Origin of the sequence: Marinobacterium profundum, from assembly GCF_001528745.1 — a bacterium.
Taxonomy (GTDB): Bacteria; Pseudomonadota; Gammaproteobacteria; order Pseudomonadales; family Balneatricaceae; genus Marinobacterium_A; species Marinobacterium_A profundum.
On record NZ_BCNS01000162.1, the window covers coordinates 15,418 to 29,384 of the forward strand.

The window sequence follows — 13,967 nt, forward strand, 5'->3', positions numbered from 1 at the left end:
TCTAAGCCAACCACGTCTCTGTTGCAAAGAAGAGCGGTGGTGGCATTATGGTTTAACCGAGAGCGCCTAAGGCACCGCCAAGGAGGAATGGGGATCGCGATCTTAGGCACAAGGCGTAACCCCGACCCCAGACACAGCGTACAGAACCGCGAGCAGTTTGACCTGTACTTGTCTTCAAGTGGCCCGGACAAGGACCCAACAACCTCCGGCAGTACTGCAATTGCGTCTAATCGCAATGCTTAGTTTCAAAGATGGTTTTACGAATGAAATCGTTCTGAGGATGTACGCTGTCGCCCTGGTTTGACCTCGAGTATTGGACGGCGTGAAGCTGGCCGCGCTGGACTGGGCGGGCCGGATTGCACTACTTGCCGCGTATCATTGAGCCGAGCAGGGATGATGAGGCCTAACGTACGATTTTTTGTTCGATTCGTTTCGTGAACTGGCCCCATACAGGTCTGTGTATCCAGTTTCAGAAGGTGACAGCACCGGTTTATTGGGTTGACCGCCATGTGTGCAGAGAACTTCTGAGCGGTGCCGGTCAGGCGCCCCCAGCAATAGCGCGATCAAAAAGCGGCGGTCGCGAAAAGCGTCCGTCGGATGTATCAAAGGCACCGAGGTAGAGGTGGTGTAGAGGAGCAGGCCCAGAACGGGCCAGAGTAATATCTCCCAATGAGCGGTCCGCTCTGGTGCGGCCCAGCCGATCGCCATTCCGGTCAGGATGGCAATGAGATAGAGCCAGACCTTATGCTGCTCCCGTTTTTCACGCATTGCACGCTTAGTCCGTTGTCATCGGCTTGAGTTGCCGATGATTATTTCTAGCGCGCTGGTACCACTATCGTCATACGAAAGCCCAAGTTCAGCGGGAGCGAGCTTGAAGGTCTCCAGGCCCCATGCTTTAATCCGCCCATGAATACCGCCATCCTGTATCGTCGACTATATGCCTGCTTGGCATTGTGCGCCCTGCTTATCAGTCTTGTCTGGCAGACCCAGGGGGCCGGCATCGATGGTGCTGCGTCCAGGGCGCCGGATACTGCGATGGAGATGGCCAAGACCTGCACCGGGTGCAGCACGCTTACCGTGCTGGACGGGGACTGTGTCGATATGGACTTGTTCTGTGTGCATATTCCACCTGGGGCGATAGGGGGTGGCGAACTGACCCCCTGGCCTGCTGCCACTGTGCAAACTGTACTGCAACACCCCCTTCACAAGGGCCGGTTCCCGAGCCCTGAACCCCGACCTCCACGCGGCCCACGTCAAGCTTGAAGGTTTGCTGGCCAGAGGTTGAGGCCAGCAAGATATTGCGAGCTGCCGTTGTTACCCGGTGAATCCGACGTGGACCGAACAGACTTGCTACCCGACTGATATTCGCGCTTGTCGGTGACAGGCAGACTGGGCTATCTCTTGGCTTTCCCCAGACACCCGATATGCGGGGTGCTATCCGCTGCCTGAACTTGCCGCCAAATTGGGTGATATAGGAATGCCAGCGGGGCATGCCTCGATACATCCAAGTACGCCGGACTTCCAGCTGGAGGGCGGTAGTGCCGCGACCCGATTTAGAGTCGATTGAAATCACTTTTAACCGCAATCGAGACGAGAAATACATCATGAAACGACTGAATGTTCTGGCACTGCTGTTTGGCCTGATACTGCCAGGGCTTAGCTGGGCCGATGAGCCCATCAAAGGCAAGCTGTACAAGAACCCGCAGTGCGGCTGCTGTCAGGGGCATGCCGACTATCTGAGTGAGAAGGGCTTCGAACTCGAGGTCATACCGACGAACGATCTTCAGTCTCTCAGACGTCAACTGGGCGTACCGAAAAAGCTGGAGGGGTGCCATACCATTCTGATCGGTGATTATGTAGTCGAGGGACATGTCTCAGCCGCTTCAATCAAGCGCCTGCTGGCTGAGCGCCCCGATATTAAGGGTATTTCAATGCCGGGTATGCCGGCCGGCTCGCCGGGAATGGGCGGTACCAAGACCGAACCCTTCACGATATACGAGATATCCGAAGGCATGCCGAGAGTTTTCGCCGTCGAGTAAGACAGCGTTTCGTCTCAAGACCACTCCCGGCCCGAGCATTTGTTGCGCCGCTGGCTGGGACTGTACCTAGGAGTACCGAATGAAATCGGAAAATTCACGCATCGTGCAGCCACTGATAGCCACTATGGTGGCGATTGTCATTTCCCTGGTGGCGGGCCTTGCCTTGGCCGATAGCCATGCCACGACCTCGACCTCGACCGCGCCCGCTGCATCGGCCCCGCTCGAGGAGACATTCGAGCAGCGGGTGCGGGACTATATCCTGAGCCATCCTGAAGTGGTGGTCGAAGCCTTTGGTCTGTGGCAGGCACAGCAGCAAGCGCAGAAGCAGGGCCAGATCAAGGCGACCATTGCCGAGCGTCGGGCGGAAATCTTCGAAGACCCGGACGCCCCGGTGGGCGGCAATCCCGAGGGTGACGTGACCCTCGTCGAGTTTTTCGATTACAACTGTCCCTACTGCAAGAAGGTGGCGCCGGTGATGGCCGCACTCGCAGAGGCCGATTCGAAACTGCGCTTCGTCTACAAGGAGTTCCCGATCCTCGGGCCAGCGTCGGACTTCGCCGCCCGGGCCGCACTGGCCGCGCGTGAGCAAGGGAAATACCTCGAGCTGCACCATGCATTGATGACCTCGGACACGCGCCTGACCGAGACCAAGGTACTCGAGTTGGCCCGCGCACTCAATATCACCGGTACCCCGGGCTTTGTCATCGGGTCGGAAGTGCTGGGCGGTGCGGCGGACCGACGCACCTTCGAGACGCTGATCGAGCGGGCGCGGCAAGCCCAATGACGGCAAGGATACTATTGTGAGTGCGTTTGCTTGTCGTGCCCGCCAGCCGGCCTCGGGCCGGAACTGGGCGCTGTACACGCTATTGGAGGCCTGCCGTGCTTGATCCTGCCAATCTCGGTCTGCTGGGCGCCTTCGCCGGCGGGCTGATCTCCTTTCTGTCGCCCTGTACCCTGCCGCTGGTGCCGGGGTATCTGTCGTTCGTCGCCGGCCAGGGCGGTTCGGTGCCGGAACAGCAGCGCTGGCCGCACCTCGTCCTGAGCCTGTTCTTTGTGCTGGGCTTTTCGATCATCTTCATCTCCCTGGGGGCCGGGGCCACCCTGCTGGGCAATCTGTTGCTGGCCTACCGCTACGAGGCGACTCTCATCGGCGGCAGCCTGGTGATACTGTTCGGCATCTTCATGACCGGCCTGCTCAGGATCGGCTGGTTGCAACGAGAGTTTCGGCTGCAGCTGTCGCTGCCGTCCGGCAATCCGACCACGGCCTTCCTGCTGGGCATCTCCTTCGCCCTGGGCTGGACGCCCTGTATCGGCCCGATCCTGGCGGCGATCCTGGCCATGAGTTCGCTCAGCGCCGATCCCCGGATGGCCGTGGCCCTGCTGTCGGTCTATGCCCTCGGGCTGGCGATTCCGTTCCTGTTGGTCTCGCTGTTCATGGAGACCTTCAAGCGGCGCCTGCGCGCGCTGGGACGCTTCAGCCGCTACCTGCACCTGATCGCCGGGCTGATCATGATCCTGATGGGCCTCGCCATGATCACGGGCAAGCTGACGCTGTTCGCCATCTGGATGCTGGAGCTATTCCCAGCCATGGGGGCGATCGGATGAAGGGGTACACATACGGATCAATGGAGGCTGTTACATGGGGATGAGGAAAGTGCTGTTGTTCGTGCCGTTACTGGTAGCGTTCGGCTTGGGTTTTTTTCTTTGGCGCGGGCTTTCGTTGAATCCGCAGGAGTTGCCTTCGGCGCTGGTCGGGCACCCGCTGCCCGCATTCGAATTGCCGTCGTTGCAACAGCCGGACCAGATGCTGACGCAGGATAGCCTGAAAGGACAGGTCAGTTTGCTCAATGTCTGGGCCACCTGGTGTCCGGCTTGCCGCGACGAGCACCCCTTTCTGATGGAGCTGGCCGAGAAGCGGCGGGTTCCGATCATCGGCCTGGATTACAAGGATCAGCGCGACGCGGCGCTGAAATGGCTAACGGACTTGGGTAACCCGTACCAACTGACGCTGTTCGACGGCGACGGCCGGCTGGGTCTGGACCTCGGGGTCTACGGCGCACCGGAGACCTTTCTGATCGACAAGGAGGGCATTATCCGGCTGCGCCACGCCGGCATCGTCAATGAACAGGTGTGGCAGGACAAGTTCCGCCCGCTCTTCGAACAGTATCAGCAATAGACCCAGTGAGTGGAGCGCTTGATCGATTCGCACATGGAAAAGGCTGCAGGCCGGCGTTGCAATTGGAGACTACGATGTCCCGTAATGTCTGCCAAAGGAATGATACAGGTATGTCGCCCCCCGCTGAATGACCGGCGTTACCGGCACCTTTTTCTGGCGCAGATCGTCCCCCTGTTGGGCACCGGCCTCACGACCGTCCGTCGCCCTTGCGTTGCTGACTCACAAATAGACCGAGGTGCTAAGTGGCGCCCTCAGCCGTCAATCGCGCGGATGGGCGCCTGCGCCAACGTGGTCGAGGGCGGGCGACGGCCTTTCTGGCACCGGTGGAGTTGCGACTCTCGCTGGGTAACCTGTTGTGAACGAGGAGTCCCTGATGTGGGTGCATGATATAAATCCGGTGGCCCTGAACCTTGGCGTTATTCAGATTCACTGGTACGGCCTGATGTACTTGGTGGGTTTTGCCGCGGCCTGGGGACTCGGTACCCTCCGTGCCCGCCTGCCTGGCTCGGGTTGGACTGTCCAGCAGATATCCGACCTGGTGTTCTGGGGCGCAGTGGGAGTGGTGGTCGGTGGCCGTGCCGGCTATGTGCTCTTCTATAATTTCGATTATTTTCTCGATAACCCGCTCTGGCTGTTCCAAGTCTGGGAGGGCGGCATGTCCTTCCATGGTGGCCTGGCCGGCGTGCTGCTGGTTCTCTGGCTGTTCGGGCGTCACCACCGTAAGCGGTTCTTCGAAATGGCCGACTTTGTCGCCCCGCTGATCCCCATCGGCCTCGGCGCGGGCCGTCTGGGCAACTTCATCGGCGGCGAGCTCTGGGGCCGGGTGACTGAGCAGCCCTGGGGGGTGATCTTTCCGCGGGCCGGCGATGGGGTGCCGCGGCATCCGTCGCAGCTCTACGAGTTCGCCCTCGAAGGTGTGGTGCTGTTCGTCGTGCTCTGGTGGTTCTCGTCGCACCTCAGGCCGCGCATGGCGGTATCGGGGCTCTTCCTGCTTCTATATGGCGTTTTCCGTTCGCTGGTCGAGCTGGTGCGCGAACCGGACGAACACTTGGGATTCATCGCCTTCGACTGGCTGTCGATGGGGCAGCTGCTGTCGCTACCGATGATACTGGCCGGCGCGGTGCTGCTCGCTCTGGCTTACCGGCGGCGGGTGGATTGCCAGACACCTTGAGCGAACCGTGCCGCTTTTTACAAAGCGGGCAGTGTTGTTGAAGCCAGTCGGATTTTCAACAGCCTGCTGGAGATCTTTTTTGCTGCATCACTGGCGTTTCGTACGGCCCAGGTCTTGCCATTCGAGGTATCTTCATTCTCGTGGGGTTCCAACGATCGCAGCATTCGTTTAAATCAGGATAGCCATGGGTGAGTACGGTGAATTCGTCCAGCAGCCGCCGGAATGAGCTGATGAGGTCCCATCGTTCGATGTACCAGCTGCAGCAGCAGGCGCGCTGGATCGAGGAGATAGGAGATAGAGTGCTGAGGTCATTGCCGAACTATTTCTGATTTCCGCAATCTATTGATGCCCATGGGGTTTTCGATTCGATTTGCCCGTCAGACTTTTTATTATCAATCCTTGTATCAGGATCCGGCCGAGTCTCACCACTTCGGGTACCAAGGACTCGGCCGGCGATTAGGAGAACGTAAAATGAGACGAAAGGCGCGCTTTCTGGCGCTACTGATGCTGACCACGCTGTCCTTCGGCGCGCTTGCCGCCCTGCCGATGATCGATCCCAAGGGTCGAGAACTACCGTCGCTGGCGCCGATACTCGAACAGGTCAATCCGGCGGTGGTCAATATCGCCACCTATGCCCGACAGCCGGAGCAGAACCCGCTGCTCAGTGATCCCTTTTTCCGGCGCTTCTTCAATATTCCGGACGAACAGGCGCGACCGCGATCGGAGCGGCGCCAGGCCAGTGCCGGATCCGGCGTGATACTCGATGCCGATGACGGCACCATTGTCACTAATTTCCACGTTATCAAGGGAGCCGACGAGATCCAGGTGTCCCTGATCGACGGCCGCACCTTCGAGGCGGAGTTGGTGGGGGGCGATCCGGAGGTCGACATCGCGGTGCTGAAAATCGACGCCGACAACCTGCAGGAGGTGAAACTGGCGGACTCCGACACCCTGAGGGTCGGCGACTTCGTAGTTGCGATCGGTAACCCCTTCGGCCTCGGCCAGACCATCACCACCGGCGTCGTCAGCGCCCTGGGGCGCACCGGCCTCGGCATCGAGGGCTATGAGGACTTCATCCAAACCGATGCCTCGATCAACCCCGGCAACTCAGGCGGCGCTCTCGTGAATTTGCGCGGCGAGTTGGTCGGGATTAATACCGCCATCATTGCCCCAGGCGGTGGCAATGTCGGTATCGGCTTCGCGATTCCGATGAATATGGCGCGTGCCAGCGTCGAGCAGATCGTCGAGCACGGCGAGGTGAAGCGCGGTCAGATCGGCGTTGCCATCCAGGATATGAACCCAGCACTGCGCAAGGCCTTCAAGCTCGACAACGGTCTGCGCGGCGTACTGGTGACCGATATACACAAGGGCTCCGAGGCCGAAAAGGCCGGGCTCCAGGCCGGCGACCTCATTACCGCGGTCAATGGCGATCCGACCCCGACCACCGGCGAGCTGCGCAACAGCATCGCCTTTAGCGATATCGGCGAAACCGTGACTTTGTCGCTGCTGCGAGACGGCAAGGAGGTGACGGTCAAGGTCAAGGTCGGGGAGCCCGAACGTCCGGCCGGTAGTGGCATGCATCCGCTGCTCACGGGCGTGAACCTGGCGCCGAATGCGGAAGGCGGTGTCAAGATCGTCGAAATGGCACGCGATTCCCAGGCCGCGATCAGCGGGCTGCGCCCGGGCGATATCCTGCTCAGCGTCAACCGCATAGAAGTGGCGACGGTGGAGGATGTCGAGCAGGCACTGATACAGGAGCAGGATCAGGTGCTGCTGCAGGTACAGCGCGGCCCCGGGGTCTTCTTCGTGGTACTACGCTGAGGCGATGGCCGGCACCTGGTCTCCCAAGGGAGCCGGACGTCGGCCTATTTCGGCGACTCTACTGCCGGATGTAGTCGAGCACGCCGGCATCCAACGGCCGTAGTTGACCGTAATCTTGGGGCAGCCGACCGCTGTGGTGCCTGAAACCGGCTGCGGTGCGACGGATGCCGTAAAGAAAGTGCCGGAGAAATGTTGATGTACAGTATTTTCCATTTCGTGAGCTGACCCCAATAACTGACCCCAATAACTGTAAGAATCGCGAGCGTTCTAACTGTCTATTAATTTATAACTTTGTGGACATCATAAAGTGACCGGCATAAACTGTCTATTAAATCGTTTAGTCATCACTTAATAGACGAAAGGTCTATAAATCGATTTAGGAGACAGATTTCGCCATGAGACTCTTTGGATATGCCCGCGTCTCGACCAGTCAGCAGTCACTGGATGTGCAGGTGAAGGCGCTCAAGGCTGAAGGTGTCCGAGCGAACCGGATTTTTACCGACAAGGAGTCCGGCAGCCATGTGAACCGTGAAGGCCTCCAGATGCTCCGGCTCAAGGTGGAGGAAGGCGATGTCATCCTGGTGAAGAAGCTGGACCGGCTTGGCCGCGACACGGCGGACATGATCCAGCTCATCAAGGAGTTCGACAACATGGGTGTGGCCATTCGGTTCCTGGATGATGGTATCAGTACCGAGGGAACGATGGGCAAGATGGTGGTCACCATCCTGTCAGCCGTGGCCCAGGCCGAGCGTCAGCGCATACTGGAGCGCACCAACGAGGGTCGCCTGGAAGCCAAGGCCAAGGGGATCAAGTTTGGCCGTAAACCCACAGTAAACAGAGCTAAAGTATGGGATTTACGTGGTCAAGGGATGGGCGCTACAGAGATCGCCAAGCAACTCAAAATAGGCCGCTCTACGGTATATAAAATACTGGAATCTGACCAGCCTTAGTGATTTGGGCACAGCTTGACGGTATCTCATTTGAGATACATAATAGGGTCATGCATGACAATCGGAGAATTCATTATGGCTCACACTTCAATGCTACACGTTCGTGTGGATGACGAGCTGAAGGCTGATGCGGCGGAAAAGCTCGCCAGCTTCGGCCTGACGGTATCAGATGCCGTCCGCATCCTTCTGACTCGCATAACCAAAGAGGGAGGGTTGCCCGTTGGGCTAACGGCTGATCCGGAAGCCCATGACGCCTGGTTTCGCGCAAAAGTTCAAGAAGCACTGGCCGACACTCGACCAACCGTATCCCATCAGCAGGTAATGGATGAGGCACAAGCTTTGATCGATAGGAAGCGCCGTGCCTGAACTAGAATGGCTGGAATTAGCTCGTGCCGACCTACTGGGGATTATCGATTACATCTCTGATGACAATCCAGATGCAGCACAGCGCGTAAAGGATGATATAGAGGCGAAGGCCGAAAAACTGCCAGACTTTCCAAGAATGGGCCGCCCTGGCCGGGTCGAAGGAACTAGAGAGCTGGTCGCTTGGGCGAATTACGTTATCGTGTACCAGGAGGACGCTTTTACGGTACGAATACTGCGTGTGTTGCATGCAGCGCAGCAGTGGCCTCCAACCGATTAACTGCCCATATTGCCATTTTCGGGGGCTTTCATGCCCCCTCGTTCTTAACGTACGTTTCCGTACCGTTGGACTTCAAACCCCTCTACCAGGACATAAGGCTGGCCCTGCTCCACTTCACCGTCAAAGGTTGGATTCATCGCCAGGCGGTGGTCCGCCCCTTTATTGGTTCGTCCTACTTTCTCTGCCTGTACGATATTATATTCCACATCCAGCCCCAGGCGGTCCCCCAGGACTTCGGCAGCAGCTAGCGGAATTTTATTATTGCCTGCCGACTCTCGGGCCAGCACCGGCACAATCTTGGCCGGATGGTCGCCCACCATAGACCGGATGGCGTCCACAGTCCCAGGGCGCACCAGGCGTTCGGCCATGGCCAGCGCCCCGCCCCAGTCACCGCCCTTGGCGGCCTGATACTCCGGTCCCTTCTCCAGTTCCTTAAGGTCGCCGTTCCGGATGACTGGGGGAAAGTCATTCCATGGAGCCCGTTCCGCTCGTTTGCTCTCACTCATGCCGCCACCTTACACGCCAGGAACGCGGACTTTGCCCGCAAGCTCTAGGGCCTTAGCCTCGCTTATTCCTTGCTCCAGGAGTAGGGCAGGAACGACAGTGGCCAGCATGTAATTGACGACACGGGCGCTCGGGGCCTTCCCTTCTCGTTCCCATTCCGTGATCCGGGAGTGGGTCAGCTTCATATCCAGAGCGGCGTTCAACGTCTCCAGGGCCTCGGTCAGCGAGTCCGAACGGGTAACGATCGCTCGCCAGGTACTGACCAGGTTAGGAGCTTCCGGCTTGACCGTGGGGGGCTTGCCCACACGTCGTTTTGTCTGCTCTTCTGCTTTCAATAGATTCACCTCTATGTCAGTGGCATAATAATTAAAGCCGTAGTCCTCTTAGTCGAAGGGACGGCCGGCCCCGGCAAGGCGTGGTGGCCGACCGGGGCCAACCCTTTACGCTACTTCCTTACGTTTTCTGATCGCTCGAAGCTCGCCCATCAGCCTACCAAAATCCTTCCCTGACATGCTGCCCAGTTTGACGCACTGGCCGCTCTGGAAGGCCCCCAATACCTGCATTGTCTGATTGCTCATCGGTTATTCCTCCAGGTGGTTACGCTTTACCAATGAAGTGCAGGCAAAGACAAGCGAACAGCTCCGCGTAAGACTCCGATTGGAGATCCGCGACGGGGAACTGGCGCCCCTGGATGCCTTCCGATTTTTCTTCCCTCAAGGTTCCAATAACACACCAAAACTTGGGCGCCTCACCCTCGGCCATGGTCCGGGAATGGCAGTCGGAAACCGGCTGAACCTCGAATGTTTCAAAGTCGGTCAACTGCGATACGTCATTGAAATAAAACAAACTTTTCATGGTGTAATCCTCTTAGTCGAAGGGACAAAACCCGCACCGGACTAAGTGGTGGTGTCCGCTGCGGGTAGAGTCAATATAATACCGCCACAGTATTAAATCAACAAATTTCGTGCACACGAAAAAATAACCTGCCGTCAATGCCTCCTGGTAGCGCCACCTTGAAATCGCCCCATCATTCAAAGAGCGCCATTAAAGGCGCATAAAATACGGATTTTTCAGAAAAATCAGCACTCCAATGTTTTACATAAGTTTTCTCGTTGCGTTAGACCAAAGTATGGATTTAAACAGGAATTTGCCTTGACTGAATTAATCATAATTGTGTGTTTTGATTTTCAATATTAGGCATATCAAGGTATAATCTGTGCCTGTCTGATACGAACTGAATCAATAAGGATATTGAACATGGAATTCAAACAGATGTTTGCCGCTTCCGCCGTTACACTGGCGTCTATCGGCGGTCTTGCCGTCCCCTCAACAGCCCTTGCCGCTTCACAAGATGAGTGCGCTATCTGGATCTGTTTGCCTGGTGGTTTTCCTTCCGGTTGCGGCGCTGCGCATTCGGCCATGATGGACCGAATCAAGGACAGAAAAAGCCCGCTGCCGTCCTTTGGCTCCTGCGCCGTCAAGGAAGAAGGGCACAGCGAAATGTCCTACAACTACAGCGTTGCGGCGTACATTCCTGCCCGCCAGGTCTGCACTAAGCAGCATTGGTGGGGAGACTCCGATAACTGCTCTCAGTGGGAAACGGCCCCCTCGCACTACGTGAAAGGCACCCGTTGCCAGAACGATGATAACGGGTGGTATCCCGAGGGCTGCACTCGTACTTATCGCTTTGTCGATGTTTTCGTGGATGGCGTCTTGGCCGGTGATACCTATTACTGGTAAGGGAAGCCGACATGGAATTGTTCGCCATTCTCGCCACCTGTGCGGCCCTATCAGGAGCCGCAACCCAAACAGAGCAGCCCGTTAGCTCATCGGACTGTCAAGCCGCTGCGTCTGAATACCAGGCCAGCTTGCAGTCTGTGGAACTATCCAATGAAGACAGGGACGCCATTGCCCGTGTCGCGTTTGCAGAGGCTGCTAATCAAGGGGACAGTGGTCTAGCTGGTGTTACCTACACAATCATAAACCGACTGATTAGCGACCAGTGGGGCCACAGCGTGACGGCTGTCGTTAACGCTCCGCGTCAGTTCGAGCCCGTCCACCGTGCCGGTGGTTGGCGTCAGCTTCCGGCTTTGTCACCGACCCAGCGGACCCGCGTCGATACCATCATCAATTTGGCGCTAGATGGCAGACTGCCAGACTTAACCAACGGCGCTCTGTTCTTCCAAAACCCCGATGTGGTAAGAGACCGCGAAGCGGCCGGGACCGTCTCCAAGGGCCTAACCCACTTTGGCGGTTCCACTCCGTCAGCAGTGATCCAGGACCACACCTTTTACGCCTCGATCAACAATGCCCGGGGCGCTGGAAGCGCCGTGCCTGTGCGAGTGAAGGCCGAGCGCATACCCGAACCGCAAGCCTGGGACGCCTACGGTCAAGCACGGGACAAGGAGCTGAAACAAGCGCAAGCCTGGGACGTATTCACCACGGGCGGCGCCGGGAACACCGTCATTATTGGCGGCAAGGAGGAATAATGAACCTAGTTATTGTTGAGTCACCAGGGAAGATTAAGAAGATCCGCGAGATCCTGGGGCAAGGCTGGGACGTTCAAGCCAGTGTTGGCCATGTGCGTGACCTGCCGGAACGCGAAATGGGCGTGGAAGCGCCGGACTTCAAACCCAAGTATGTACCGACCGAGCGAGGCAAGGACGTATTGGCCAGACTTCGCAAGGCCGTGGATCGCGCCAACGCCGTTTATCTGGCTACCGACTTGGATAGGGAAGGGGAGGCCATTGCCTGGCACCTTAAACAGGCTCTGAGGCTCGAAAACCCGCAACGTATCCGCTTTGCTGAGATCACGCCGAAAGCCATCAAAGCAGCCATAGCGACCCCCTCTGGCATCGATGTTAAAAAGGTCGCAGCCCAGGAAGGCCGCCGCGTCCTGGATCGATTGGTGGGCTATATGGTGTCTCCTAAGCTGGGCGACATGGCCGGACGGCGTGGCCTTTCTGCCGGTCGTGTTCAATCACCGGCCGTTCGTATCGTCCTGGAGCGGGAGCGCGCAATTCAGGCGTTCAAGCCGACCAACCACTTTGGCGCCCAGCTAGGCTTTGGCTCCTGGACGGCTGATTGGGAAACAGGCCCATTTCTCCCGGAAGGGCAAAAGTATCTGCTCGATAGCTCCCTGGCTACACGTGTTGCAGCGGTTCGCCAGCTTCACGTCCTGGAGTGCGAAGAAAAGACCGAAAGCAAGGCACCGCCCGCGCCGTTCATTACGTCAACCCTTCAACAGGCGGCATCCAACAAGCTGCGGATGAAACCTAAGGCGACTATGGAAGCCGCGCAAAAGCTCTATGAACAGGGCCATATAACGTACATGCGAACGGACAACCCGAACCTGTCCGATGATGCGCTGATTGAGATTTACCAGGTATGCCAGGCCAAAGGGCTTCCGATGGTGGAACAGCCCCGCACCTGGAAAGCGAAAGGGGACGCCCAAGAGGCGCACGAAGCCATCCGGCCAACCCATTTCGAGATTGAGGAGGCAGGGGAAACCCCGGAGCAAAAAGCCCTATACAAACTGATTTGGCAACGCGCCCTTGGCTGCCAACTTGCTGCCGCTCGCTATGCGGTGCGCACCGTTCGCCTTCGCGCCGTCGATACCCTGGACGGCAAGCCAGTGGACTTCACCGGCAAAGGCCGCGCCCTTGTCTATGAAGGGTGGCGAGCACTCTACGACGACGACACCGAAAGCGACGACGACAAACAGAAAGACAAGGACGACGCCAACAACCCAGTACCGCACCTGGAAGCCGGTCAAAGCCTGGACGCCGAAACAGGTAAGGTTCTGTCGAAAAAGACCCGAGCCCCGTCCCGTTTTACGGAAGCCGAGCTGATCAAGGAGCTGGAGCGCCTGGGGATCGGTCGCCCCTCCACCTATGCGGCGATCATGGAAAACATTATGTCCAGGGGCTACGTCGAGAACGACAAGGCCGGAAAGTACCTGGTGCCGACTGAAACCGGCGCCCTGGTGATCGATGCCCTGGTGAACAGCCGGTTTAGCTTCATTGAGTACGCCTTTACCCGTGACATGGAAGCCCGTCTGGATCTGGTGGCCGAAGGCCGATCCTCTTACCGCGAAGTGGTGAGCGTGGTCCATGAGAGCCTGGAACAAGAGCTGGGCCACATGAAAGTCGATGCAGCGCCGCAACACCCTTGCCCGGACTGCGGTAAGGCAATGTTTCGCCGGAAGGGAAGCAAAGGCTTTTTTTGGGGGTGTAGTGGCCACCCGGATTGCAGTACGACACTACCCGACGCCGGGGGCAAGCCTGGTAAACATCAGCCGCGAGAGGTTGCCGAAACCCCTTGCCCGAAGTGCGGAAAGGAGCTGATCCGGCGTAAGAAAGCAGCCGTTGGCAAAAAGAAAGGGTACGACTTCTGGGGCTGTAGCGGATTCCCGTCCTGTGATGCCAAGTTTGATAGCGTTGGCGGAAAGCCAAAGTTATAAACCTTGAATATCAAAGTTGTGCATTTTGATTATCAAAAAGCTATACTTTGAAACAGGGATGGGGAATCAATGAGGAAAACAACGACAACGCGTCGAAGATCGTTAAAATGTGCCGCATCGTCCAACAAAAGCGGGCACATTGATATGACCACCGACGCAATCAGCGAAACAGAGCTGGTAGACAACCTGGAGAGCAAGGCC

At 57.8% G+C, this 13,967-nt stretch carries 17 protein-coding genes; 12 read left to right on the top strand and 5 right to left on the bottom strand.

The genetic code is table 11. The features are described from left to right. Positions 1 to 375: 375 nt before the first annotated feature. On the bottom strand, positions 376 to 768 hold the full coding sequence (locus MPRO_RS25975; RefSeq protein ID WP_158651885.1) for a hypothetical protein: 393 nt from the start codon (positions 766 to 768) through the stop codon (positions 376 to 378). A gap of 836 nt (positions 769 to 1,604) precedes the next feature. Between MPRO_RS25975 and MPRO_RS19495 the strand changes: the two genes are divergently transcribed. The 9 genes from MPRO_RS19495 to MPRO_RS19535 all read left to right on the top strand — a co-directional run bounded on the left by MPRO_RS19495 (position 1,605) and on the right by MPRO_RS19535 (position 8,800). Continuing rightward, positions 1,605 to 2,039 (top strand): DUF411 domain-containing protein, encoded by a 435-nt coding sequence (locus MPRO_RS19495; RefSeq protein ID WP_067297153.1) that lies wholly within the window; start codon positions 1,605 to 1,607, stop codon positions 2,037 to 2,039. A 79-nt stretch (positions 2,040 to 2,118) separates the two neighbouring features. Then, complete coding sequence (locus MPRO_RS19500; protein WP_082708988.1) at positions 2,119 to 2,823, top strand: DsbA family protein; 705 nt, start codon at positions 2,119 to 2,121, stop codon at positions 2,821 to 2,823. A gap of 95 nt (positions 2,824 to 2,918) precedes the next feature. Next, a complete protein-coding gene (locus MPRO_RS19505) occupies positions 2,919 to 3,644 on the top strand; it encodes a cytochrome c biogenesis CcdA family protein (protein ID WP_067297024.1) in 726 nt (241 codons plus the stop codon). Positions 3,645 to 3,684: 40 nt separating this feature from the next. Continuing rightward, entirely contained in the window at positions 3,685 to 4,215 is a 531-nt protein-coding gene (locus MPRO_RS19510; RefSeq protein ID WP_067297158.1) for a DsbE family thiol:disulfide interchange protein, read from the top strand. A 373-nt stretch (positions 4,216 to 4,588) separates the two neighbouring features. Beyond that, a complete protein-coding gene (gene lgt, locus MPRO_RS19515) occupies positions 4,589 to 5,386 on the top strand; it encodes a prolipoprotein diacylglyceryl transferase (RefSeq protein ID WP_067297028.1) in 798 nt (265 codons plus the stop codon). Between the two features lie 471 nt (positions 5,387 to 5,857). Then, positions 5,858 to 7,207, top strand: a complete 1,350-nt coding sequence (locus MPRO_RS19520) for a DegQ family serine endoprotease (RefSeq protein ID WP_067297032.1) — start codon at positions 5,858 to 5,860, stop codon at positions 7,205 to 7,207. Between the two features lie 395 nt (positions 7,208 to 7,602). After that, positions 7,603 to 8,157, top strand: coding sequence for a recombinase family protein (locus MPRO_RS19525; protein ID WP_067297036.1), 555 nt, complete (start codon positions 7,603 to 7,605; stop codon positions 8,155 to 8,157). A 75-nt stretch (positions 8,158 to 8,232) separates the two neighbouring features. Then, the gene (relB, locus tag MPRO_RS19530; RefSeq protein ID WP_245635146.1) at positions 8,233 to 8,523 is read left to right on the top strand and encodes a type II toxin-antitoxin system RelB family antitoxin; all 291 of its coding nucleotides are present in this window, start codon (positions 8,233 to 8,235) and stop codon (positions 8,521 to 8,523) included. After that, on the top strand, positions 8,516 to 8,800 hold the full coding sequence (locus MPRO_RS19535) for a type II toxin-antitoxin system RelE/ParE family toxin (RefSeq protein WP_067297039.1): 285 nt from the start codon (positions 8,516 to 8,518) through the stop codon (positions 8,798 to 8,800). The genes relB and MPRO_RS19535 overlap by 8 nt, the downstream gene beginning before the upstream one ends. 44 nt (positions 8,801 to 8,844) lie before the next feature. On the opposite strand, the gene MPRO_RS19540 is transcribed toward MPRO_RS19535, so the two are convergent. The 4 genes from MPRO_RS19540 to MPRO_RS19550 all read right to left on the bottom strand — a co-directional run bounded on the left by MPRO_RS19540 (position 8,845) and on the right by MPRO_RS19550 (position 10,159). Next, a complete protein-coding gene (locus MPRO_RS19540) occupies positions 8,845 to 9,306 on the bottom strand; it encodes a hypothetical protein (protein WP_216821335.1) in 462 nt (153 codons plus the stop codon). A gap of 9 nt (positions 9,307 to 9,315) precedes the next feature. After that, positions 9,316 to 9,639 (bottom strand): hypothetical protein, encoded by a 324-nt coding sequence (locus tag MPRO_RS19545; protein WP_067297043.1) that lies wholly within the window; start codon positions 9,637 to 9,639, stop codon positions 9,316 to 9,318. A 105-nt stretch (positions 9,640 to 9,744) separates the two neighbouring features. Next, positions 9,745 to 9,882, bottom strand: coding sequence for a hypothetical protein (locus MPRO_RS26105; protein WP_173645528.1), 138 nt, complete (start codon positions 9,880 to 9,882; stop codon positions 9,745 to 9,747). A gap of 19 nt (positions 9,883 to 9,901) precedes the next feature. Then, positions 9,902 to 10,159, bottom strand: coding sequence for a hypothetical protein (locus tag MPRO_RS19550; RefSeq protein ID WP_067297046.1), 258 nt, complete (start codon positions 10,157 to 10,159; stop codon positions 9,902 to 9,904). Between the two features lie 402 nt (positions 10,160 to 10,561). On the opposite strand from MPRO_RS19550, the gene MPRO_RS25980 reads away from it, so the two are divergent. From MPRO_RS25980 to topA, 3 genes are read left to right on the top strand one after another with little or no spacing between them, the layout of a single operon-like run. After that, positions 10,562 to 11,044 carry a conjugal transfer protein TraL gene (locus tag MPRO_RS25980; protein WP_067297049.1) on the top strand — a complete coding sequence of 161 codons (483 nt, stop codon included), beginning with the start codon at positions 10,562 to 10,564 and terminating at the stop codon, positions 11,042 to 11,044. A gap of 11 nt (positions 11,045 to 11,055) precedes the next feature. Continuing rightward, positions 11,056 to 11,793, top strand: a complete 738-nt coding sequence (locus MPRO_RS19560; RefSeq protein ID WP_067297051.1) for a cell wall hydrolase — start codon at positions 11,056 to 11,058, stop codon at positions 11,791 to 11,793. Continuing rightward, positions 11,793 to 13,766: a type I DNA topoisomerase gene (gene topA, locus MPRO_RS19565; protein ID WP_067297054.1), complete on the top strand. Its 1,974-nt coding sequence runs from the start codon at positions 11,793 to 11,795 to the stop codon at positions 13,764 to 13,766. The genes MPRO_RS19560 and topA overlap by 1 nt, the downstream gene beginning before the upstream one ends. The last annotated feature ends 201 nt before the right edge of the window (positions 13,767 to 13,967 follow it).